The following is a 22,562-nucleotide window of genomic DNA, read 5'->3' as shown; positions in this document are numbered from 1 at the left end:
ACTCCCGTCCTCTTTTACCGGCTCCACGCCAGCACTTTTTTCTCGATGGCGCCGACGATCGCCGTCAGCAGAATGCCCATCGCCGCAAGCATCATGATCGCCGCGAACACCTTGACCGTCTGCATGTAATTGCCGAACATCATGACGACGTTGCCCAAGCCTTCGCTGGAGCCGCTCCATTCCGCCACGACCGCTCCGATGACGCTGAGGCTGATGCAGGTTTTGGCCGCGGAGAACAAATAAGGAAGACTGCCCGGCAAACGAAGCTTGAAAAAGATTTCCCGCTTGCCGGCGCACAGGGAACGCATATAGTCGTAACGGTTCGGATCGACCGCCCTGAACCCGGTTATGGAATTGACCAGCATCGGGAAAAACGTGATAATCGCCGCGATCAGCACCTTCGGCAGCGCCCCGAAGCCGAACCAGATGATCAGCAGCGGCGCGATCGCCACGACCGGCGTCACGCTGGCCAGCACCGCCAGCGGCAGCAGCATTCGCTCAAGCGCCGGAGAATGGGCCAATACGACGCCGAACAGCAAGGCGACCCCCGCTCCGAGCGAAAAACCGGCGACCGCTTCGTACAAGGTGACCATCGCATGATCAACGTAAAAGCCGAATTCGGAAAACAAGGCGCGGAACACAGCCGACGGGGCCGGAAGCGTAAGCGGGTCGACCCCGAATAAGCGGACGAAGCTTTCCCATAAGACGAAAAACCCGACAAAGGCGACAAGGGGCAGTCTGCTGCGGGCCCACCAATCCTTGATTAACGGATTCAGCCGCGTTTTCGCTAACGTTCCCTCTCGGCTCGACGACGATTGAGCTCTGCCGAACACGCTCGTTCTGATCGCCATTTTGCTTATGCCCACCTCTCCTTGAGCAAATGTTTGATTTGCCGGACATAATCGAAAAACGCGTCCGATTCTTCCAGCTCCTGCGTGCGCGGCCTCGGCAGCCGAATATCGACGATTTCGGTAATCCGGCCCGGCCGGCTCGTCATGACGACGACTCGATCCGACAGGAAGACGGCTTCCGGAATGCTGTGGGTGACGAAGACGACCGTCTTCTTATGCTGCTCCCAAATGTCCATCAGTTGATGGCGGATCATTTCCCGCGTAATTTCATCCAGCGCCGAAAACGGTTCGTCCATGAGCAAAATCGGCGCGCCGGAAGCGAACGCCCTGACGATGCCGACTCGCTGCTGCATTCCCCCCGACAATTCCCGCGGATAAGCCGTCAGAAAATCGCCGAGGCCGACGGAGGCGAGCCACTCCGCCGCTTCCCGTTCGTCGTAGGACGCCCCGCCTCCTTTCTTCCGGTTCACTTCGAACGGCAGGCGCATGTTTTCGATGACCGTCCGCCACGGAAACAGCGCCGGCGATTGCGGAACGAATCCGAACCGCTTGTCGGATTGCGCTTGCTTCGGCGTCAGCCCTCCGACCGAAAGCCGTCCCTCGTCCGCCGTTTCCAGGCCGCCGATCATTCGCAGCAGCGTCGATTTGCCGCATCCGCTCGGCCCGATCAGACTGACGAACGTGCCTTCCTCCAGGCTCAGCGCGACATCGCGCAGCGCCTCCGTCGTTTGTCCGCGCCTAACATACCGTTTGGAAATTCGGTCCGCCGTTATGTACGACAACGGAAACCACCGCCTTTCGAGCAATTTTCGACTTTAATCATCCGATTTAAAAATTTAGTTATTTATTTTTATCATTCAGTTAAATCTGTATCCAATTTACCACCGCCGACATTGTGAGTCAATAAATATTACATATATTTTTCATAATATCGAAATTTTCAGACATAACAACAATCACCCAAGGATTATAAGGCCAAATATGTGCGTTTTCATAACATATAAATTACATTTCAACGGTTTTGATCGTTTATCACCCCGAGATCGTGCCGCCGCAGCTGCTCAGCAGCATTTTGTCGGCCCGCGACGGCGTTCCCTTCCCCGTGTTGATGGAAGCGCTGGTGATGGAGGTCATTTTCGAGGGGCTGCGCGAGGCGAGCATCCGCATGCCCCGTTCGATCGGCTCGGCGATCAGCATCGTCGGCGCGCTCGTTATCGGGGAATCGGCCGTTCAGGCGGGGATCATCTCTTCGCCGGCCGTCATCGTCGTCGCCGGAACCGCCATCGCCTCGTTTACGATTCCGTCCGTTTCGTTATCGGGCGCGATCCGGATTTTACGGTTCGGCATGCTGTTCCTCGCGTCCTTGCTGGGGTTGTACGGCATCATGATCGGATTGTTTCTGATGGCCATTCACCTGTCGGCGCTGTCGTCGATCGGCGTACCCTATTTGAAGCCGTTTGCCCCGGGGACCGGAAGAGCGCTGGAAAAAACGATTTTCCGCATCCCGTGGTCGCAGGCAAAAAAAGGGGGAAAATAACGCGCAATCCTCCGCGAAAGGAGATGTCCGGCATGTCTTTCTTCGCAAAAGCCGTGCTCTGCTTGCTCCTCCTTTTGCCGCTTGGCGGCTGCTGGAGCGAAATCGATCCCGACCAGATCACCGTCGTTTCGGCAATCGGACTCGACCCGGCGGAAAACGGCAACATTGCGGTAACCGTCCAATTGATGAATCCGACGCTGCCGATCGCGGCGGGCGGCGGCAATCAACAGCGCAGGCCGTTCGCCATTTACTCTGCGAATGGCAAGACGATCCAGGACGCGGTCGAGCTGATTCAGCTGGCTGCGAAAAAAAGCCTGTTTTTCCCGCAAACCCAAGTCGTGCTCATCGGGGAGACGCTCGCCCGCCGCGGGTTGGACGATTATTTGGATTTTTTCTGGAGAGAGGAAAATCAGAACTTCAACAGCTGGACCCTCGTCTCCAGGCTTCCCGCCAAGCAGATGCTTGAAAACGCGTCGGAGTTGAAGGCCGTGCCGGCCGAAGAGTGGAAAGCGTTCCTGCGCGGAAAATGGGGGAGGCCGCAAAATGTCGCCATGCAAATGTACCAGTTTTTGCCGCGTCTGAACCAGGTCGGCTTCCAGGCCGTCTCGGCCGGCATCGGGCCCGCCCCGAATCCGAGCAAGAAAGGGTTGATGGAAATCGGCGACGCCGCGGTATTTCGGAACGACCGGATGGTCGGCTGGCTCACCGAAGACGAAAGCCAGATCGTCAACTGGCTGGCGGGCACCTCCTCCAAGGGCAGGTTCCTGATCGTCGCCGATGGAGAAGCGGCCAGCATGGCGATGAGCTCCATCCGGGTTCGCGTCTTCCCGGTCTTTCGGGAGGATCGGATCCTTTTCAAAATTCGGCTGAAGGGGGCGGCGGAGCTCAAAACGTCGACGATGCCGATAAACCTGGCCAAAGACAGGGGAAAGCTAAAAAAGCTGCTCGACGAGCAGCTGACGGAAGCGATCGAAAAAACGGTCGACAAGACGTTCAAGACGTACAAAAGCGATATTTTCGGATTCGGCGAGGTGATCCATAGGCGCCACCCGGGCAAATGGAGAACGCTGAAGCCGCAATGGAACGAACAACTGGAGTCGGTCGAAGCGGAAATCGAGGTTTCTTTTCGGATCGAAAGAGCCGGCTTGCTCAAATAGCGGGCAATAGCAGGCGGAAGAGGACAAAAGAGGATGAATCCAAAAAAAATTAACGGTTATCAGTTTTTCTTTATCATCTTCGTTTCCATCACCTCCCTGACTTTCTTTTCGGTCCCGAGCCAGCTCGCGGACAAGGTCGGCCAGGACCTTTGGCTTTCGATGGCCATCGGCACGCTGATCGACGTTTATGTCGCGTTCTTGCTTTACCGGCTGGGAATGAAATATCCCGGGGAGTCGATGATCGAATATACGGTCTCCATCCTGGGACCGATCGGAAAAACGGTCGGCTTGCTGTTTATTCTTTTTTTCACCGGAGTCAGCATTACGGCCATTTGGATCTACAGCGAATTTTTGTCTAATACGCTGCTGCCGAACACTCCGCTCGTCGTCTTCTCGCTCACGTTGACGTTATGTTCGGGATGGGCCGCCTTCAAGGGCATCGAGACGATCGCCCGAATCAGCCAGTTGATCGGGTTCGTTATTCTGGCCTCTTCCCTCGTTCTGTTCGCAAGCTCGATTCCCTTGCTTCAGTTGAAAAACCTGTTGCCGCAGTTCGAATACGGTGCGGGACCCGCTCTCAGAGGAGCCGTATATCCGGGAAGCTGGTTCGGCATTTGCATTATGATGGGCATGCTGATGCCTCATCTGAACAAACCCGAAAAAACGTTCAAAATGAAGGTTCGCGCGGTCGTGCTCGGGGCGGTCGTCATGACGTTGTATTTGCTGTACAGCATTTCCGTTATGGGGCCTGATATGGCGACAAGGGTCGAAAATCCGATTTACATTTTTACTCGGCTTACCCACTTCATCATCTTCGAAAGGATCGAGGTGCTGACGCTGCTCATTTTCGTATCGGGTTCGTTCATCACGTTCTCGACTTTGTATTATTCGATCGCCGAAGGCTGCGCCAAGCTGTTCGGAACCCGCAGGCATGCCGGATGGATTTACGCGTTTTCCCCTTTGTTCGTCGGGTGCGTGTTTTTCCCGTTCATGTTCAGCCACGGGTTTATGGAACCTTACCTCGAGTTCTGGTTTCCGCGGGTGGCCCTCGCCCTCGAAGGCGGGGTCACCACGCTGCTGTTTCTGCTGTCCTTTTTCCGCCCTTCGGACGGCAAACGTCATGCCGGGACATAGGCGGCCGAATCGGGGAATAACGGCGGTCAAGCGTTCAGCTCCAACACGCTGCCGTCAACCGGGTTGACGACATATTCGCTTTTTTCCCCGTTTTCGTCGACGAGAAAATAATACCCTTTCGCCACGAACGGATTTCCGGAATTGGCCAGGCTGAACGTCCGTTTGTCCGATTCCAGCACCGCGATTCCGGAAGCGCCCGCCGATTGTACCTGATCCCGAACGAGCGCCTTCGCTTCGTCATGCGAATACGCGGGAAAATACGCCCACAGCAAAGCCGGAGCGAGCAAAACGAGAAAGCGGTTTCTCCTTTCTCCGTCCGATTAAGCGCAAGCTTTTATTCTCCGTATACGAGGCCCGCAAGCCGCAAAACGGTGTCATCCGTCAACGGCTCGGAATTGTCGAACTCAACGACCGAGCCTGCCGGCAGCCTCCATTTCACCTCCCGTTTTGCGAGCGACGTCTTGAACTTTTCCCAGTTTTCAAGCTTCCAACGATCCAAAACCGAGTCCCTTCCCTCGATTCGGCGGCGGTAATCGTTTTCGTACCGCAAGTAAACGAAAACGACTTTGACGTCCACGTCCCGCGTCGAAGCGCCGATCCGGGCAAGCTCCCGGTCCAGCCACGCCGGATCCTCGACCTCTTTCGTAAACGGGCCGATCACGATCGCGTCCGTTCCGATTTCCAGATTATCGAGCGCCGCATTCATCGTCAGACGATAGCCCAAATCCCGACATAGCGCCTTGTATTCGGGCGAATCCCGGTCGTTCGGATCGAGGCCCGCCAGCTTCATCAGCGCCTCCGAAGCGGGCCGCGACAACGAGTCCATATCCAGCACCGCGGCCGGATGCCGCTTGGCCAGCGCCTTGGCGAGCGTCGTCTTGCCGGCTCCCGCACCGCCCAGAAAAAAGATCAGTTTCCGCATAGTCGCCTCCGAAAACGTTTCTTGAATCGTCTTTCGACTTGGCCGCCGTTCGCCCGATCCGTCCATGTCTCGGCCGAGTCTGCCGTCCGTCTTCTGCTCCGTCCGCGACCGCTTTCGTGCCAAGCTGCGGCCGAGTCTTCTGCCATTGTAGCATATTTTTCCCGCGGCAGCTTCGCGCCCTTTCGCCCGGACGACCGTTATGGCTCCGCCCCTGGAATCGCCGACGAATTAACGGAGATCGCGCCCTCTTAAAGCTGCCGCCCGACCGTCATTTTCCCGTTCTCTTCCCGCACTTCGATAAAAATCGGACGCTCGTCCGGCGTCTTGTTCGGCGTATGGAGCGTCAGGACGAGCTTGCCCTCGAACGTGCGGAACGCCATGCCGTGACCGCCGTCGTTCCGGTACAGCGGTTCGTCCTCGTGCGTCCAAGGCCCCGTCACCCGGCCCGACTCGGACCTTGCGAGGCCGAGAGCGTACGTGTTGTCGATAAAGCCGGCCCACAGCATGCACAACGCGCCGGAAGCGCCGCGGAACAAATAAGGGCCGTCCGTCACGTAATTGTCCCGGTTCGGGAACCGCGGCGACACGTACGGCGTCGTCCACGGCGCTTCCGAGGCGCGAAACAGGACGACAGGCTCCGAAACCGCTCGCTTCAAGTCCTTGTCAAGCCGGACCGCGCACACTTCGCCGTCGGTTACCTGCTGCCATTCGTGGCAGAATACCATCCACGGCCGATGCTCCTCGTCGACGAACAGGCTGCCGTCCAGCGAGCTCCAGGGCTCCGGCGTAATCGGCCCGTCGCTGTTGAGCGCGAACGGCCCGAGCAGCCTGTCCGAAGACAGCGCCGCCGTCCCGAGCAGGCCGTTATCCTTTCTCCGGAACGTAGCGAACATATAGTAACGGCCGCCGTAGGCGTACACCTCGGGCGCCCAGAAATTCGTGTCCGAAAAGAAGTCCTCGTCCGGGCGAAACACCGGGAACGGTCCTTCCCAATGCTGCAAATCGTCGCTCCGGTACGCGTCGAAGCCCGTTCCTTTCCCCCAAATATTCGCATCGGTGCTGCCGAACAAATAATACTTTCCCTCTTCGGGCACGGGGACCACGAACGGGTCCCGGATTTGCACGTCCCGGCTTTTCTTCATTCCGGTTTCCTCCCCCGCATAGGGCTATTTGTAAGTCGGATATACGATGCCGATGTCGGAGGCGCGCTCGAACGCACCGGCCGCGAAGTCGAGGCGCTCGTTTCCGTTGACGGCAAACGGAAGCTCCCGTCCCCCTACCCGGATCGTCCCTTCCACCTTCCGCACGCTCATGCCGACGATGCCGGTCAATTCCCCGCCGCGGTTCGCGATCACCCGGATGCCGCTCGGAAACCGCATGTACGGCTCGCCCGCCCGGTAAATTTCCGAACCTTCCCTCGTGTTGATCAGCTCGTAGGCGACGCCGTCGATATTCCGTCCGTACGCCGTTTCGCCGGCAATGTCCTCGCCATGATCCATCGCGTACGGCGTAAGCCCCGTAAACCATACTTCCCCGTCCGGCCGCGGGAGAATGCCGCACAGCCGCTCCACATAATCCAGAAGGCAAAGAATCGACGGCGAGTACGCCTCGGTAAAGCCTTCGTTGCCGGTCCACGGACTGACCGTTTGCGCAAACCGGGTCGCCTTCGCGAACGAGGACAAAATCGGCTGCATGACCCAGGTCAGCTCCACGTGGCGGCCGTGAAACTCGAACGCGTGAGGGGTCCGGATCAGGCTGAGAAAATTCGACGTTCCGGCCCAGGTGTTGTAGCCGGAATTCGGGTCGAAGCGAGGATCGTCCATCGCGATCGACGTAAACGGGTATTTGGCGAAAAATTTGCTCGTGTTGAGCAAATAGCGGCGCAGCATGTCGTCGAAAAACGCCCGCTCGCCGACTTCGCACGCGAGCACCCGCAGCAGAACGTCGGATTGAACCCGGACGAATTCGTCGTTGCGATCCCGATCGTAAAAAAAACGGTCCTCTTCGTCGAAGCAGTAACGGAACAGGCTGGCGAGGCTCGATTCGGCCTTCTTCCTCCACCCGTCTCCGGACTGCCCCAGTTCTTCCGCCATTCGCGCCAAATAGAGCCGCTGGCAATAGACGTTAGCCGTCAAGTCCGGCGCCAGAAAGGGCAAAATCGGCGAATCGGGATCGCACTTCGTCGCGTCGTTCAAATGCGGCGTATCCGGCGCGTGCCAGAAGCGCGGCGACAGATCGTGTCCGGTGTCGAACGCGCTGAACGCTTCGACGCAGCCCGTGCCGCGAGTATCCCGGCAAGCGGCAAGCCAGGCATCGTAGCGAACCATCGCTTCGTACATCGGCTTCAGAAACGATTTGTCCCGGCCGTGGAGGGCGTAATGGTTCCAGACGCTCCGCGCGAGCGGCGTCACCAGCTGGATTTGCCGGTACGCCGGCCCGTGCTCGGTCACCTTGTAAGGCAGCATGCCGTCCTCCCGCTGATGAACGGCGAACGACCGGTAGGTCGATTCCGTTACGGAAGGAACGAACCGGGACAGCAGCTCCGCATTGATCGTTCCGGTGCTCTCCAGCCAGCAGCCGAGATAAATGCCGCCCTCGTGCAGGATCGGCTCTTCGCCGCCGGTCGGCACGATGCAGTCGAGCAAGGCGCGAAGCGCCGAGGCGTACACGCCTTCCAGCTTGCCCGAGGAGGCGACGAATTTGACGCCGGATTCGCGCCATTGCCGGAGAACCTTCTCATCCGAAGGTTTTTTCGGCGGACCCGCCTTTTCATCGACCGTCCATTTCCGCAGCTTCTCCAAAAGCACTTCGTTGTTCATCCTGTCGCCCCTCTTTCGATAAAAATTGCGTTTGGCGCATGGCGCGAAGCGTAAAACAGACTGCCGCGGGGCAGCCTGTTTTCGCGAGCCGGGCTACGCGTGCCGGCCTACTGATTGTTGTTGAAAATTTTGACCGTGCCGTTGTAAAAATCTTTCACCGCGTCTTCCACGCTTTTGCGTCCGAAGCCGATTTCATAGAGCGTCGATTCCGCCAGCTTCGAATATTCGGAGAAGCCCGGAGGGTTGTAGCTGACGGCGAACGGCTCCGTTTTCGCCGCTTCCGACACGCGGCTCGTGTAGTCGTATACGATTTTGTCCACGTCGCTCGCTTTCCCCTCGAGCAGCTCGCGGTTTTTGGACGTAACCGGCACCCCGCGGTCGTTTCCGAGAATTAACGCGACTTCCGGATCGTTGATGAAAAAGTCGATGAACGTCGCCACTTCCTTCGGATGCTTCGTGTTCACGTAGCCCGACAGCCCTTGGCTCGATTCGAACACGACCCCCGTTCCTTTCGGGCCGCGAGGCAATTGGACCATGACCAGTTCGTCCTGCGTCAAATTTTGGTGTGCGGCCAGCTGGTTGGAAGGAATGAGGCTCATCGCCGCCTTGCCCGTCACGATCAGAGACTTGCTCGTGTCGCCCGGGGGGTTCGACACCTGGGTTTCCGCCGGAACGATCCCGCCCGCTTTGGACGTTTCGTCCCAATATTGAAACCATTTGAGCGCATCCGCCTCCTCGAATCCGAGCGTGCCTTTTTCCATGTCGTACAGCTGCTTCCCGTTTTGCTTCAGCCCGATGTCCAGGCCGTCGACCGCATAGTTATAAGACCCGTAATACCCTTTGCCCAGCTTGTCGGAAATTTCCTTGCTGATGCGCGCGAAATCGTCCCAGTTCCAGCCATCCTGCGGCAGCTCGACGCCGGCTTTTTCGAACATCGTCTTGTTGACGACGACCCCGCGGGCGTTCGCTCCGGCGGAAATATGGACAAGCTTGCCGCCGAGCGTCCCGTACTCGATCATCGATTGATCCATGTCCGACAGGTCCAGTTCATTGCCGACATAAGGTCCAAGGTCAAGCAGCACGTCCTTGATGGCATAATCGGAGACGTTGCCGCCTAGGAAAAAAACGTCGGGTGCCGTGCCGGATGCCAGCTGCGTGTTCAGCTTGTCGAAATAGCCGGTCGACGGCGCGAACTCTCCGGTCACTTTGATGGTCGGATATTTTTCCTGAAAGAGCTTGAGCGCCTCGTTCGTAATGTCCGCGCGCTTCTGATCCCCCCACCACATGACGCGAAGCTCGACCTGTTCGCCGCTGCCGGACGAGCCGGCAGGCGAGCTTTCCCCGCCCGCGTTATCCGAACCGGCAGCGCCGCCCGAACCGCCGCTTCCCGTGCCTCCCGAGCAGGCCGTGACGACGGCCATCATGGCGGTCAGCAAAAAAATGAACCATTTGTTTTTCATGTTGCATCTCCCCCCAGAAAAATATCATGAAGTGAAGCCGCTTACAACCCTTATCCTACGATAAGGCGTACGAAAGTGAAATTTCATTCCTTCGGGTGTTCGCTTATATTTTTTTCGGATTCCATCTTCCCCGGACGATGCCGGTTTATTTCAAGCCCGTCGTCGCGATTCCGTCGAGGAAATAGCGCTGGAAAATCAGGAAGATCAGCGTAATCGGCACGAGCGACAGCGTGGACATCGCCAGCAGCGCGCCCCAGTCGGATTGGCCCGACGGATCGAACAGCGACCGGATGCCAAGCTGCACCGTAAACAGATCGATCTTGCTGAGGTAGATCATCTGGCTGAAAAAGTCGTCCCACGACCAGATGAAGGTAAAAATCGCGGCCGAAATCAATGCCGGGACGAGCAGCGGCAGCACGATCCGGAAGTAGATTTGCCACATGCCGCAGCCGTCGATCGTCGCGCTTTCGTCCAGTTCCCGCGGGATGCCGCGGATGAACTGCACCATCATCAGGATGAAAAACGAGTCGTGCGCCAGCCATTTCGGCAAAATCAGCGGATAATAGGTATTGATCCATTGCAACTGGTCGTAAATGATGTACTGCGGAATAAGAGTAACGTGGTACGGCAGCATGATCGTGACCAGCATAAGCGCGAACCATATTTTCCGGAACTTGAAATGAAGGCGGGCGAACGCGAACGCCGCGAGCGAGCAGGTGATGACGTTTCCGAGCACGCTCATGATCGAGATGATCCACGAATTCGTGAAAAACCGGCCGAACGAAATGCCCTGCAGGCCCTTCCATCCGTTCGCGTAATTGTCCAGCGTAAAAGCCGACGGCCAAAGTCCCGGCTCGGAAAAAATGAGCTGATTCGGCTTGAACGAGCTGCTGACAAGCCAAAGCACCGGATACAGCATGAGTATGCCGAGCAAAATAATGAACGTATGTTTGACGGCCGCGGTCGTCGCTCGTTTTGTGTGCATGCCTGGTTACCTCCCATCCTTGCTGTCGCCGTAAAAGACCCAATACTTCGAGGTCGCGAACACGACGGCCGTGAAAAGGCCGACGATGATCAGCATGATCCATGCGAGCGCGGACGCATAGCCCATATCGAAGAACGAGAACCCTTTCAGGTAAAGATACAGCGTATAAAACATCGTCGCATCGAGCGGTCCGCCCCGCCCGTCGCCGATGACGTAAGCCGGCGTGAACGCCTGGAACGAGTTGATGATGCTCATGACCAGGTTGAAAAACAGGACCGGCGAAAGCATCGGAAGCGTGATTTTGAAAAACTGGCGGACTTTCCCCGCCCCGTCCACCTGCGAGGCTTCGTACAGATCGGCCGGAATTTGCTTCAGGCCGGCGAGAAAGATGACCATCGCCGAGCCGAATTGCCAGATCGACAGCGTAACGATTGTATAAACGATGTAATCGGGATGGGAAATCCACGACGGCCCCTCGATGCCGAAAAAGCCGAGGAATTTGTTGACGAGTCCGTTACCGTCGAAAATCTGTCTCCAGACGATCGCGATCGCGACGCTTCCCCCGAGCAGCGACGGAATATAATAAACCGTCCGGTAGATCCCGAGCGCGCGAATGCCCTTGTTCAGCAGCATCGCCACCGCGAGCGCGAACGCGAGGCGGAGCGGAACGGACAGAAACACGTACTTGAACGTCAGGAACAAGGAATTTTTAAACGTTTGGTCTTCGCTGAAGATTTCGACGTAGTTGGAAAATCCGATCCATTGCGGCGGGCTGAGCAGGTTGTACTTGGTCATCGAAAAGTAAAGCGATCCAAGCATCGGACCCAGCGTCAGGCAGAAAAAACCGATCAGCCACGGCAGCAAAAACGTGTAGGCCGTCAGATTGTGTTCGCCGGACAACGACCGGCGTTTTTTTCGCATCGCAAAGCTCCCCCTCTTATGATGTGTACATCCATCATAAAAGGGGGAGCTTTCGTTATGAATTCTATTTTTTCGGGTGTTCGCTATCAATTTTTACGGATGTCCGCTGCCGGTATTCGGACGGCGTCATCCCGTGCATCCGCTTGAACTTCGAGCTGAAATAGCTGGCGTTGGAAAAACCGGTCAGCTCCGCGATGTCCCACAGGCTGAGCGTCGTTTCCTCGAGCAGGCGAGTCGCCTGCTCCATCCGCACCTCGTTCAAATACTGGATGAACGATTTTCCGACCTTCGCTTTGAACATTTCGGAAAAATAAGACGAATTGTAGTTGAATTTCTCGGCGATCATCGTCAGGTTGAGATCGTACATGTAATTGTCGTCAATGAATTTTCGCGCCGCGTCGATATACGGCGAATCGGCTTCGCCGTGTTCGCTTCGAAGCCGGTCGGCGATTCGCCGGGCCAGCCGGACGAGGAAGCGCGTCCCCTTATCCGCCGTGTCGAAGCCGAGCGCCATTTCGGGCCGAAGCCACAGCTGTTCGCCGCTGTCGAGCGGAACGCGGGCTTCGCAGGCGATCGGCTCGATCAGCAAATACAGCTGAAAGATCGCCTTCACGAACCGGGCCCGGGAAGCGGACAACGCGTCCTGCAGCTCGCGGCGGACCGCCTGCTCGAACGCTTCCGTCTCGCCTCGCTGAAGAAAGCGTTCGATCACCTTGACCCGATCTTCCGGCAAAGCGGCCTGCGAGACGGACAGCCGGACATCTTCGGGAAGCTCGTTCCCGTGCAGGCTCCAGGCGAGAAGCGCAGCCATGTAACCTTCCTTCCACTGCTTGAAGCCGGTTGCGGGCTGCCCGACGCCGACCGTCAGCTCGAAACCGAGAAACAGCTTGACGTTGGCGCGCATCGCTTCCGCAAACCGCTCCCGCTTCTCGTCGTCGTCCGGCATGACGAAATGCATCAGCCCCGGATAGTTGGCGTCGCGGAACGGGAGCGCGGACGGATGGAAGTTGTCCGCGGTTTCCCGGCAAATCGCGTCCAAAGGCAGCCGGAACTTGTCCGGCGTCCGGTCCGCCGAACCCCCCGCCTCCGCCTCCCGCAGCCCGACCGTCAAGAACCTCACCGTCATTCCGTCCCACGAATCGAGCTCGAACAGCCTCGCCCGCTCCCGGATAAGACGGATCGAATCGAGCTCGTCCCTGACCAGATGTACGATGAAGTGCTCCTTCATTTCCTTGTAATATTGCGACAGCCGCCAGCGGATCGTGGCCGCCTGGTCTTCCTGCCGGCGCTCGTCGTCAAGCTCTCCCTTCACCTTGACGAGCGCTTCCGTGAGCTCGTCCCGGGCGACGGGTTTAAGCAAGTAGTTGCGCGCCCGGCTCCGGATGGCGGCTCTCGCGTAATGGAAATCCTCGTAGCCGGTGACGACGATCAGGCGCAAAGCCGAATGCTGCTCATGGCAGGCATCCAGGAACGAAACTCCGTCCATCAGCGGCATATTCATATCCGTCAGAACGACGTCGACCGCTTCGCTTCCCAGCCGCTCAAGCGCTTCCCGGCCGTTGGAAGCCTCGCAATCGACCCGAAACCCCAACGCCTCCCAATTCACCTTCAATTTCAAGCCTTGACGAATTTCCGGCTCGTCATCGACGATCATCACTCGATACATCGCTTGATTCCTCCTGCGCGGGCAAAATAAGTTCGATCGACGTTCCCTCGCCTTCCGCCGAATCGATGCGGACCTCGAACAGCTCTCCGTAGTACAGCCGGCAGCGGGCCAAAACGTTGCCGAGGCCGATCTGTCCGCTGCGGCTCGCCAAAATCGTGTCCAGTTGCGCGGTAGCGGACTGCTCGAGCAGCTTCCGCCGCCGCTCCTCCGGCATTCCCGAGCCGTTGTCGGCGACCTTGAGCGTCAGCTTGCCTTCCGCGCGCCGGACGGAAATGGCCACGACCGCGTCCGGTCGATGGAGGAAGCTGAATTTGACGGCATTTTCGATCAACGGCTGCAAAATGAATTTGACGATTTGAACCCGTTCCAAGCTCCCTTCCTCGTTCAGCCGAATGGCCAGCCGGTCGCCGAACCGGACCTGCAGGATCGTCATGTAGTATCGCGTGTATTTGATCTCTTCCTTCAGCGGAATAAGATCGTCGCTGATCTTCAGCGAAAACCGCATCATTTTGCCGAGCGATTCGATGACCTGCAAGGTGTCGTCCTCCCGCTTCTGCATCGTCAGACTGCTCATCAGCTCCATCGTATTGAACAAAAAATGCGGATTGATCTGCATGAGCAGCGCTTTGTACTCGGCCTGCTGTCGCAGCAGTTTCAGCTCGAACTCCGTTTTGATGTGTTGCTGCAGCTGCACGACCGATTTGCGAAACGTCGTCGTCGCAAAGCCGACCTCGTTGCGAACGCCGTCCTCGGGCGGCAAGCGGCTCAGCGCGTTGTCGAAATCGCCGCGCTGCACGTGGCGCATCGCCTGAACGAGGCGAGACAAAGGCTTCGTAATGCCATGCGACAGCCAGGTCGCCAGAAGCAAGGAAAGGATAAGCAGCAAGGTCGCGATTAACAAAATCGTGCCGCGCAGCTTGAACAATTGGGCGTACAAATCCTGTTCCGACACGAAGCCGACCAGCATCCAGTTCGGATTGGTCAACTTCTTGTAAACGAGGATATCCGTATGGCCTCCGTCTTCCTTCAGGTAGACGACTCCTTGCGCGCCCCCTCCGCCGCGGATGCTATCCACCTCCTCCAGCATGTCCGCCTCCGGCGCGTAATCGTCCTGGGACAGCATCGGCATTCCTTGCCGATCGAGCAAATAAATGGCTCCTCTTTCGCCGAGGTGAATGCGATCGAGCGGCTCCAGAAAATAATCCGCGCTCACGTTCACTTTCATAAAGCTGTTCGTGGTCGAAGGAAAAAACGAACCGATCGGCATAAGCATGCTGACGACCGGATTCGGGTTGTTGTTCCGCAGCTCGGCGGCATCCCGATGAGCCGGCACCCAATACTCGTCATTTTCGATAAAATTGAGAAACCAATTTTCCTTCAGGAACGAAGCGTCGTTCACGATTTGATTCCCGCTGCCGATCCATGTGCCTTCCAGACGGTAGACCGTGACGGACGAAACGCTCGAATAACTGTTCGTCGTTCGCATCAAAAACTGGCTCATCTGATAGTTGGCCACGTTCTTTTCGGCCGGCGTCGAGGCCGGATCGGAAACGACGGCATCCCATTCTTTCGTGATGTCGCTGTTGAAGACGATGGATGCCAGATCGTAAATTTGCGTCTGCACCATATCGATATACGAACCATACTCGTCCATCTTCTCGAGCGCGGAAGATTCGATATAAGACCGGATAATCGAGCGGGACTGATTAAAAAGCAAAACGGACAACGTTCCGAAAGAGAGAACGAAAAGGAGGACGAAGATGGCGATCAGGCGGCTTTTGAGCGAGTAGAACATGGCGTTTCCCTTCCCGGCGGCGCCGCCGGCTTGTTTGAATCCATTTTATGCCCTCGGTCGCGCCCGTTCAAGGCTCGCGAAAAAAGACCGTTGTATTCCGCCCGCGATCCGATATAATAATGATAATGATTATCGTTGTTTATTTCGTTTGCGAGGAGACGGTTCCATGAGCTTGCTGTTGCCCCTTGCCACCGTTGCGCTGGTCGCCGTCGGCTCTTTCTGCCTGTTCATGGCGATCGAGCATGACCGGAAAACGGAACGATGGCTCGCCGACAAAAAAGCGTAGGCCCGCCCGAATCCGGGCGGACCTCCGAGCGTTCCCTGCTTTTGCAGTCTTGCCGCTTTCCGCGGCCTCTATCGTTAGTTCGCCTCTCCCTTGAACCGCAGCAAACGAAGCCCGTTCAGAATGACAAGAATCGTGCTCCCTTCATGTCCGACGACGCCGAGCGGAAGCGCTAGCTCCTGGAAGAAGTTTGCCGCAAGCAGCAGCGCGATGACCGCCAGCGCGAACGTCATATTTTGCTTGACGACGGTCAGCGTCCGCCTGCCCAGCGCGATCGCGCCGGACAATTTCCGCAAATCGTTTTGCAGCAGCACGACGTTCGCCGTTTCGAGCGCCGCGTCGCTCCCGCCCGCTCCCATCGCGATGCCGACCGTCGCCGTCGCAAGCGCCGGGGCGTCGTTCACGCCGTCGCCGACCATTGCCACATTGCCGTACGACTCTTTTAATTCCTTGATTTTGGCCGTTTTGTCTTCCGGCAGCAAGTCGGCGTAAACCAGGTCGATGCCGGCCTCCTTCGCGATCGCTTCGGCCGTCGCTTGCCGGTCGCCGGTCAGCATCGCGATTTTGACGCCCTGCCGTTTGAGCGCGGCAATCGCCGTTTTCGCCTCCGGCCGGATTTCATCCCTCAGCGCGATAATGCCTGCCGCCCCTAGCGAATGCTGAAGCACCGCGATCGTTTTGCCTTCCCGCTCCAGACGGCGAATATGCTCCAGCAGCGGCTCCGTGGCGAATCGTTCGTCCAGGTAGGCCGGCTTGCCGATTTTCCACGTTTCGCCAAGCAGCTCCGCCTTCAGTCCCCAGCCGGCCTCCGCTTGAAAGCCGGTCGGTCTCGTCAGCTTAAGGCCCCGCTCCTTGGCCGCCTCGACGATCGCCTTGGCCAGCGGATGCTCGGACAAGCTTTCCAACGACGCCGCCGTTTGCAGCAGCTCGTTTTCGTCGCCGTCCCGCAGCGCGATCAAATCCGTCACGACCGGCCGGCCCGCCGTCAGCGTGCCCGTTTTATCGAAAGCGACGACTTTCGTGCGCGCCAGATTTTCCAGATGGGCGCCGCCTTTGAACAGCAGGCCCTTTCTTGCGCTGCTGGAGATGGCCGACAAGACGGCCGGCATGATGGAGGCGACCAGGGCGCAGGGCGAAGCCACGACAAGGAACACCATCGCCTTGTACAACGACTGCTCCCAGGACCAGTTCAACAGCAACGGCGGCAGCGCGATCAAAAGCGCGCAAAGCAGAATGATCGCTCTTGCGTAGATGCGCTCGAAGCGTTCCATAAACAGCTGCGAAACCGGCTTTTCGCTTTCCGCTTCCTGCACGAGACGCACGATCCGGGAAAACAGCGTCGCCTCCCCGGGCCGGGTCACTTCCACAACGAGCGCCCCCTGCCCGTTAAGCGTTCCGGCATACACCTCGTCGCCGGCTTCTTTGTCGGCGGGAATCGATTCTCCCGTAATCGATGCCTGATTGACGGCCGAGGCTCCCTCGCGAACGATGCCGTCGGCGGGAATGCGTTCGCCCGGTCTGACGATGACGGCATCGCCGGCTTCGAGCTCTCCGACGCCGACCGTTTCCTCCGCCCCGCCGCGAATGACGACGGCCGTTTCCGGCTTTAATTTCATCAGCGACGTAATATCCCGGCGGCTCCGGTCCATCGTGTACGTCTCCAGCGCTCCGCTCAGCGAAAAAATGAAGATAAGCACCGCCCCTTCCGTCCAATAGCCGATGCCGGCCGCTCCGATCGCGGCGACGATCATGAGCAGGTTGACGTCCAGATCGCGCTCGTAGACAAGCGTTTGAAGCCCTTCCTTCGCTTTCGCGAATCCGCCTACGGCGAAGGCGAGGCAGTACAGCGCCACCGCCGCGCCATGCGACACCCCGTCGAGCGACCAGGCGACCGCGATCAGCAAGCCGCTGGCCAGCGCCGCGATCCCTTCCCCGTATCGTCTAAAAACGGCCGCGGCCGAATGGCGCACCGATTTCGTTTGCCGCAGCCCGCTTCGTTCCGCGTATTCTTTCGTTGCCTGTGTCGATGTAACCATGCCGTTTCCCTCCCGTTGAGAATGAGTTCCATTATTGAGGCCCTTAAAATGCCGAATGCTGCTCCGGCGAGGGAGCAGCATTCGAAAATAGAACCTATGGAGAAGCGTATCCGCTCCTTTGTTTAGAATTATTATAATTTAGTATTTAATAAAAGTAAATGGGTCCCCGAAAATCTAGGCGCCGGCTCGACGGTTCCTTTTCCGTTCAACCCTGAACGACAGCCGCGATCAGCAGGATCCAGCCCGCAATAAACGAAAGACCCCCGATCGGCGTGATCGCGCCGAGCTTCTTGACGCCGGTGAGGCTCATCGCGTAAAGGCTGCCGCTGAACAGCACGATACCGGCGAACAGAAGCCAACCCGATGTCAAAACAAGATCGCTCTCGATCATTCCGCCCGAGAGAACGCCGATGAGCAGCAGCCCGAGTCCATGGGCGATGTGGTACTGCACGCCGATCTGATAAATCGCCAGCATTTCCGGCGACAGCCTTTTTTTCAGCGCATGCCCGCCGAACGCTCCGAGAATAACCGCCAGCGCCATCATGATTCCGCCAAGCAGCAATAACGTTTGCATCAATAAATCCTCCCCCGCTTTTACTCGCTTCGCCCGCCGCCCCCGTCCAGCAGCCATTCGCCGGCAATGCCCGGCGTCGTCATTTGGACGGGATCCAGGATGATGTCGATCTCCTCTTTGGTCAACAGATGCCGCTCCAAAATAATGTCCTGCACCCTCATGCCGGTTTTGATCGCTTCCTTCACGATTCCCGCCGCCACTTCATAGCCCAGATGCGGATTTAACGCCGTGACGATGCCGAAGCTGTCATGCACGTATCGCTCGCAGCGCTCGCGGTTTGCTTCCATTCCCTCGAGCGCGAAGCGAATGAACACGTCGACCGCGTTTCGCAAAATTTTGAGCGATTGCAGCAAATTGAAGGCAAGCACCGGCCCCATCACGTTCAGTTCGAACTGGCCCGCTTCCGAGGCGAGGCAAATCGTATGATCGTTGCCGATAATTTGAAAAGCGGCCTGGTTCACGACCTCGGCCATGACCGGATTGACCTTGCCCGGCATGATCGAGGAGCCCGGCTGCCTAGCCGGAAGCTGGATTTCGCTTAAGCCCGTCCGCGGGCCCGAAGCCATCAGCCGCAGGTCGTTGCATATTTTCGAAAGATTGACGGCGCAAACCTTCAACGAAGCCGACAACTCCGTGTAAGCATCCGTATTTTGCGTCGCGTCCATCAAATCGTCGGCGGCCTTCACCGGGACGCCCAGCTCTTCGGCCAACAGCCGCACCACTTCGCTTATGTATTCCGGCTTCGCGTTGAGTCCGGTGCCGACAGCCGTCGCCCCCATATTAACGGCGAGCAGCGTATCCGCCGAACGTCCGATTCGCCCGATGTCCCGTCCGATTACGGCCGCGTAAGCTCCGAACTGCTGTCCCATGCGGATCGGCACGGCATCCTGCAGATGCGTCCTTCCCATTTTAATGACGTCATTGAATGCAATCGCTTTATCGCCGAACGCGTTCCGCAACTGTCGGAGCGTATCCAGCAATTCCTGCGTCAGCCGGTAAGCCGAAAGCCGAATCGCGGTCGGAATGGCATCGTTCGTCGATTGGGACATATTGACGTGATTGTTCGGACTGCAGTAAAAATATTCGCCCTTCGAACGGCCGAGCAGCTCCAGCGCCCGATTGGCCAGCACCTCGTTCATGTTCATATTGATGGACGTGCCCGCCCCGCCTTGAATCGAATCCACGATGAACTGATCCGCCAAACCGCCTTGCGCCACTTCGTCCGCCGCTTTGACGATCGCCTCGGCAATCGGCTCGCGCAGCATATGCGTCGAAGCGTTCGCTTTCGCGGCCGCTTTTTTGACGAGCGCAAGCGTTCGGATCAGCTCGGGATGGACCGGAACGCCGGTAATCGGGAAATTTTCGACCGCCCGCAGCGTTTGAATGCCGTAATATGCGGACTGGGGGACGCTTTTCTCCCCGAGGAAATCCTTTTCGATCCGAAATTCCAATGCCAGTTCCTCCTCAATCGGTCAGATCGGTCAACTCCATAAGTCCCGTCCCGTATATTATACCCGACGCGGATTCGAGTTGAACGGATTTCTTCCGTTTTCTTCCCTGTCGGGCGGAATAACATCGAAAAATGGAAAAAATCGCCGCTTCACGTGAAACAATGCTCTCGGATTTTCATTTGCGCTTGCCGAAGCAAAAAGGCCGCCCCTGCCTTGTCGGCGAAAGGACAGCCTCTTGAAAGGACTTCGCTTATACGACGTCGTAGCCCTGATCTTCGATCGCGTTCTTGATCGCATCAAGCGATACTTTCGCTTCGTCGAAGTCGACGGCGACGGAATGGGCCGCCAAGTCGACTTTTGCACTGGCGCCAAGCTTTTTGACGGCGCCCTCGACCGCATTGACGCAGTGGGAGCAGGACATGCCTTCTACTTTCAACGTAACGCTGGACATCGGGAATGCCTCCTTTATTTTAGCGATTTCTGAACGGTAAATCCTACTTGCCGGGCCCTATAATCCCGCGGATTCGCCCTAGCTCTTTTACTTTAATATACCCCCTGGGGGTATGTCAAGCAAGTTTAATCCCTTTCGTAAATCGACCCCGAACGGCTCGCGTAAAACTCCGAATAAACCTTCTCGGCGTAGGCGTCCGTCATCCCGGCTATGTAGTCGGCGGCAAGACGTTCCCACGGCCAATGTTCCCGGTGCTGCTCGTAGCTTTCCAGCCAATCGGGGGGAATAATCAATTTGCCCGTTTCAAAATCCTTGAAGCTGTCCCACAGCCTTCGGATCATAATATCGCTCCGCTTATGCAGCCTTTGAACGCGAAAATCTTTAATCAACGTCACCCAGGCGAGTTTTTTCAAAATTTCCATCGTCCGGAGCAGCTCGAGGTCCTCTTGCCCTTCGCGGACGAACGTGACCCGCTTCCATCCGGTGGCCGGATCGTCGATGATGCCGACCTGGTTCGCGAACTTCCGCACCCAGCGGGCTTTCATTTCCCGGCGCGTGCGCGACGGCTCGCGTCCCAGCTCCACGAAGATTTGCTCCCATTGCAGCCAGTATTGGTTCAGCACCCGCTTCACCATTTCGGTCAAATCGACTTGCTCCCAGAACATGCCGGAATTTCCCCGGTCTTCGACGATTTCCTGCGTTACGGCCGCAACCAGCTTGTCATCCTCGAACAGATGGCGGTTCATCGGAATTTTGCCGGCCCGGATGCCGTCCTCCAGATCGTGCGTGGAATAGGCGATGTCGTCGCACAAATCCATGAGCTGGGCTTCCAGCGTCGCGACTCCGACGGGCATCTCCCATAAGTCCCGCAAATACCCGATGCCTTCCCATTCCGACTTGTAAACCCCTTTAATGCGGCCGGGTTCGTCGATGCAGAACGGGTATTTGTTGATGCCGAGCAGCACCGACGCGGTCAAATCAAGCCCGCTGTCGCTGCCCGCCCGCTTCTCCAAAAACATGAGAATGCGGTAATTTTGCGCGTTCCCTTCGTATTTGAGGCCGTGCTCTTGCATCAGGACGTCGTTCAAAATTTCCTCGCCCTTGTGGCCGAACGGCGGATGTCCCAAATCGTGCGCGAGCGCGGCGCACTCCACCACCTCAGGGTCAAGCATGAGGCCTGGATGCTCCTTTTTCGCCAAAAAGGGATAGCTTTTGCCCAGTCTCCTTGCCACTTCGCGGGCGATTTGCGATACTTCGAGCGAATGGGTCAGCCTCGTGCGGTAGTAATCTCCCGAACCCGCTCCGAACACCTGCGACTTGCCCTGCAGCCGCCGGAACGCGGGAGATTGGACAAGCCTCGCGTAATCCTTTTCATATTCGTCCCGGTCATCGCCGGAATGGATGTTTTCCGTGTCGAACAACCTTAGCTTGCGAACGTTCATGTTCGCCCACCTCATCTCTTGCTGTTTCTCATATTGTATCTATTTTAACGAGAAGTTGTCATCGTGTCAGGCTTCCTCACAAAAAAATGTGTTCTCTCCGGCAGCGGCTTCCCGCCTCATCTCGGTCCGATATCCCTTTCGCTCAGACGCATACGCTTTGCTATTGAGCACATCGATGAAAACGCGAAGAAAATCCGCGACACGGAATTCAACCGCAAAGCGTTCAAGCGATTGCGGCCGGTTTTCGGAGCAGCTTCAAAATGGCTTGCTGCCGTATTCGGAGGGATCGGCAGCAAGCAACTGCAAGCGTATTTGGAGCATTTTTTCTCCAAGTGGAACCGGCGCGGGAAGCCGTTATTTTTCGAGTTGCTAGGCGACTGTGCCTCCAAATCCACGATTATGTATGACTTATACCGGACATATTGCAACTTTTTAGGGATATTCGGATTTTATGGCAGATCTCGCCTTTGTCATCGTGACTCTAAATCGGAATTCGAAGCATCCATCCATTTTTCCCCCCACTTGCGCATTTGAAGGAGTATTGACCTGTACTCTTTTCCTTTTTCGGTCAAAGAGTATTCTACGCTTACAGGGATTGTCGGAATAACTTGACGATTTACGATCTTATGATGCTCCAAATGTCGCAGGATATCTGTTAAAGATTTGATGCTGATGTTGCCCAAATTTCTACGCAACTGATTGAAACGCTGCGAACCGTAATATAAGTGAGATATAACTCCAAACGCCCATTTGCTGCCTATAACTCTCAACGCTTCGTTTACGGCAAGGAGACATTTTTGTTCATCGTTTCGATTCAATTTAACACACCTGCCAAAACGAACTCTAGGTTTGGAATTGGAAAGGGAACTTTGGCAGAAGCTACAAAACCGGATGTCCCCATAAAGCTAATAGCCGTAGATGACATCGGGGCAAGAAGGTTACGAAGTAGATTTTCCGACATTGCGCAACCTTCACCCCGGACTTATGAATTTCGACACTTGGCTGGAGAAGAAGGGCAAAGCGATGTTCGAAGTCCTTTTCGTGGACGACTGAGCGAACGGGATAGCCAAGACAAGCG

Annotated in this window: 21 protein-coding genes; 4 read left to right on the top strand and 17 right to left on the bottom strand. The window is 57.0% G+C overall.

The features are described 5' to 3' along the window. Positions 1-14: 14 nt before the first annotated feature. Both B7E11_RS22145 and B7E11_RS22140 read right to left on the bottom strand, forming a co-directional pair. Positions 15-851, bottom strand: coding sequence for an ABC transporter permease (locus B7E11_RS22145; protein WP_080838941.1), 837 nt, complete (start codon positions 849-851; stop codon positions 15-17). A 5-nt stretch (positions 852-856) separates the two neighbouring features. Beyond that, a complete protein-coding gene (locus B7E11_RS22140; RefSeq protein ID WP_080838939.1) occupies positions 857-1,633 on the bottom strand; it encodes an ABC transporter ATP-binding protein in 777 nt (258 codons plus the stop codon). Positions 1,634-1,872: 239 nt separating this feature from the next. On the opposite strand from B7E11_RS22140, the gene B7E11_RS22135 reads away from it, so the two are divergent. From B7E11_RS22135 to B7E11_RS22125, 3 genes are read left to right on the top strand one after another with little or no spacing between them, the layout of a single operon-like run. Beyond that, on the top strand, positions 1,873-2,388 hold the full coding sequence (locus B7E11_RS22135) for a spore germination protein (protein ID WP_245809790.1): 516 nt from the start codon (positions 1,873-1,875) through the stop codon (positions 2,386-2,388). A 32-nt stretch (positions 2,389-2,420) separates the two neighbouring features. After that, a complete protein-coding gene (locus B7E11_RS22130; RefSeq protein ID WP_176220854.1) occupies positions 2,421-3,545 on the top strand; it encodes a Ger(x)C family spore germination protein in 1,125 nt (374 codons plus the stop codon). Between the two features lie 33 nt (positions 3,546-3,578). Beyond that, positions 3,579-4,679, top strand: a complete 1,101-nt coding sequence (locus B7E11_RS22125) for a GerAB/ArcD/ProY family transporter (protein ID WP_080838933.1) — start codon at positions 3,579-3,581, stop codon at positions 4,677-4,679. Positions 4,680-4,705: 26 nt separating this feature from the next. Here B7E11_RS22125 and B7E11_RS22120 read toward each other — a convergent pair whose 3' ends face one another. The 14 genes from B7E11_RS22120 to B7E11_RS22055 all read right to left on the bottom strand — a co-directional run bounded on the left by B7E11_RS22120 (position 4,706) and on the right by B7E11_RS22055 (position 21,484). Further along, complete coding sequence (locus tag B7E11_RS22120) at positions 4,706-4,966, bottom strand: hypothetical protein (protein WP_080838931.1); 261 nt, start codon at positions 4,964-4,966, stop codon at positions 4,706-4,708. Between the two features lie 47 nt (positions 4,967-5,013). Beyond that, a complete protein-coding gene (locus tag B7E11_RS22115; RefSeq protein ID WP_080840936.1) occupies positions 5,014-5,601 on the bottom strand; it encodes a P-loop nucleotide/nucleoside kinase family protein in 588 nt (195 codons plus the stop codon). A 248-nt stretch (positions 5,602-5,849) separates the two neighbouring features. Further along, complete coding sequence (locus B7E11_RS22110) at positions 5,850-6,743, bottom strand: glycoside hydrolase family 43 protein (RefSeq protein ID WP_080838929.1); 894 nt, start codon at positions 6,741-6,743, stop codon at positions 5,850-5,852. A gap of 24 nt (positions 6,744-6,767) precedes the next feature. Continuing rightward, entirely contained in the window at positions 6,768-8,420 is a 1,653-nt protein-coding gene (locus B7E11_RS22105; protein ID WP_080838927.1) for an MGH1-like glycoside hydrolase domain-containing protein, read from the bottom strand. 107 nt (positions 8,421-8,527) lie between these two features. Next, the gene (locus B7E11_RS22100; protein WP_080838925.1) at positions 8,528-9,880 is read right to left on the bottom strand and encodes an ABC transporter substrate-binding protein; all 1,353 of its coding nucleotides are present in this window, start codon (positions 9,878-9,880) and stop codon (positions 8,528-8,530) included. A gap of 145 nt (positions 9,881-10,025) precedes the next feature. Beyond that, positions 10,026-10,865, bottom strand: coding sequence for a carbohydrate ABC transporter permease (locus tag B7E11_RS22095; protein WP_080838923.1), 840 nt, complete (start codon positions 10,863-10,865; stop codon positions 10,026-10,028). Between the two features lie 6 nt (positions 10,866-10,871). Then, positions 10,872-11,786 (bottom strand): carbohydrate ABC transporter permease, encoded by a 915-nt coding sequence (locus B7E11_RS22090; protein ID WP_080838921.1) that lies wholly within the window; start codon positions 11,784-11,786, stop codon positions 10,872-10,874. Between the two features lie 64 nt (positions 11,787-11,850). Then, positions 11,851-13,452, bottom strand: a complete 1,602-nt coding sequence (locus B7E11_RS22085) for a response regulator transcription factor (protein WP_080838919.1) — start codon at positions 13,450-13,452, stop codon at positions 11,851-11,853. Further along, entirely contained in the window at positions 13,427-15,247 is a 1,821-nt protein-coding gene (locus tag B7E11_RS22080; protein ID WP_080838917.1) for a sensor histidine kinase, read from the bottom strand. Before B7E11_RS22080 ends, B7E11_RS22085 begins: the two co-directional genes overlap by 26 nt. A 360-nt stretch (positions 15,248-15,607) precedes the next feature. After that, positions 15,608-17,566 carry a heavy metal translocating P-type ATPase gene (locus tag B7E11_RS22075; RefSeq protein WP_080838915.1) on the bottom strand — a complete coding sequence of 653 codons (1,959 nt, stop codon included), beginning with the start codon at positions 17,564-17,566 and terminating at the stop codon, positions 15,608-15,610. Between the two features lie 205 nt (positions 17,567-17,771). Continuing rightward, a complete protein-coding gene (locus tag B7E11_RS22070) occupies positions 17,772-18,140 on the bottom strand; it encodes a DUF423 domain-containing protein (protein WP_080838914.1) in 369 nt (122 codons plus the stop codon). A gap of 20 nt (positions 18,141-18,160) precedes the next feature. Continuing rightward, entirely contained in the window at positions 18,161-19,591 is a 1,431-nt protein-coding gene (gene aspA, locus B7E11_RS22065) for an aspartate ammonia-lyase (protein WP_240353396.1), read from the bottom strand. A gap of 250 nt (positions 19,592-19,841) precedes the next feature. Beyond that, the gene (gene copZ, locus B7E11_RS22060) at positions 19,842-20,042 is read right to left on the bottom strand and encodes a copper chaperone CopZ (protein WP_080838908.1); all 201 of its coding nucleotides are present in this window, start codon (positions 20,040-20,042) and stop codon (positions 19,842-19,844) included. A 125-nt stretch (positions 20,043-20,167) separates the two neighbouring features. Next, positions 20,168-21,484 (bottom strand): deoxyguanosinetriphosphate triphosphohydrolase family protein, encoded by a 1,317-nt coding sequence (locus tag B7E11_RS22055; protein WP_080838905.1) that lies wholly within the window; start codon positions 21,482-21,484, stop codon positions 20,168-20,170. Between the two features lie 63 nt (positions 21,485-21,547). On the opposite strand from B7E11_RS22055, the gene B7E11_RS29730 reads away from it, so the two are divergent. After that, positions 21,548-22,018, top strand: coding sequence for a hypothetical protein (locus tag B7E11_RS29730; protein WP_176220746.1), 471 nt, complete (start codon positions 21,548-21,550; stop codon positions 22,016-22,018). Here B7E11_RS29730 and B7E11_RS22050 read toward each other — a convergent pair. Then, positions 21,955-22,254 carry a winged helix-turn-helix transcriptional regulator gene (locus tag B7E11_RS22050; RefSeq protein WP_342744494.1) on the bottom strand — a complete coding sequence of 100 codons (300 nt, stop codon included), beginning with the start codon at positions 22,252-22,254 and terminating at the stop codon, positions 21,955-21,957. The genes B7E11_RS29730 and B7E11_RS22050 overlap by 64 nt on opposite strands. Between the last annotated feature and the right edge of the window lie 308 nt (positions 22,255-22,562).

The organism is Cohnella massiliensis, assembly GCF_900169535.1.
GTDB lineage: Bacteria > Bacillota > Bacilli > Paenibacillales > Paenibacillaceae > Cohnella > Cohnella algarum.
The sequence above is the reverse complement of the archived record's forward strand: the minus strand, read 5'-3'. Positions and strand labels throughout refer to the sequence as shown.

Bases quoted from the DNA above. Each gene is read 5' to 3' on its own strand.
- B7E11_RS22145 (WP_080838941.1), bottom strand. From the start codon at position 851: ATGGCGATCAGAACGAGCGTGTTCGGCAGAGCTCAATCGTCGTCGAGC.
- B7E11_RS22130 (WP_176220854.1), top strand. From the start codon at position 2,421: ATGTCTTTCTTCGCAAAAGCCGTGCTCTGCTTGCTCCTCCTTTTGCCG.
- B7E11_RS22125 (WP_080838933.1), top strand. From the start codon at position 3,579: ATGAATCCAAAAAAAATTAACGGTTATCAGTTTTTCTTTATCATCTTC.
- B7E11_RS22115 (WP_080840936.1), bottom strand. From the start codon at position 5,601: ATGCGGAAACTGATCTTTTTTCTGGGCGGTGCGGGAGCCGGCAAGACG.
- B7E11_RS22110 (WP_080838929.1), bottom strand. From the start codon at position 6,743: ATGAAGAAAAGCCGGGACGTGCAAATCCGGGACCCGTTCGTGGTCCCC.
- B7E11_RS22105 (WP_080838927.1), bottom strand. From the start codon at position 8,420: ATGAACAACGAAGTGCTTTTGGAGAAGCTGCGGAAATGGACGGTCGAT.
- B7E11_RS22100 (WP_080838925.1), bottom strand. From the start codon at position 9,880: ATGAAAAACAAATGGTTCATTTTTTTGCTGACCGCCATGATGGCCGTC.
- B7E11_RS22095 (WP_080838923.1), bottom strand. From the start codon at position 10,865: ATGCACACAAAACGAGCGACGACCGCGGCCGTCAAACATACGTTCATT.
- B7E11_RS22090 (WP_080838921.1), bottom strand. From the start codon at position 11,786: ATGCGAAAAAAACGCCGGTCGTTGTCCGGCGAACACAATCTGACGGCC.
- B7E11_RS22085 (WP_080838919.1), bottom strand. From the start codon at position 13,452: ATGTATCGAGTGATGATCGTCGATGACGAGCCGGAAATTCGTCAAGGC.
- B7E11_RS22080 (WP_080838917.1), bottom strand. From the start codon at position 15,247: ATGTTCTACTCGCTCAAAAGCCGCCTGATCGCCATCTTCGTCCTCCTT.
- B7E11_RS22075 (WP_080838915.1), bottom strand. From the start codon at position 17,566: ATGGTTACATCGACACAGGCAACGAAAGAATACGCGGAACGAAGCGGG.
- B7E11_RS22070 (WP_080838914.1), bottom strand. From the start codon at position 18,140: ATGCAAACGTTATTGCTGCTTGGCGGAATCATGATGGCGCTGGCGGTT.
- copZ (WP_080838908.1), bottom strand. From the start codon at position 20,042: ATGTCCAGCGTTACGTTGAAAGTAGAAGGCATGTCCTGCTCCCACTGC.
- B7E11_RS22055 (WP_080838905.1), bottom strand. From the start codon at position 21,484: ATGAACGTTCGCAAGCTAAGGTTGTTCGACACGGAAAACATCCATTCC.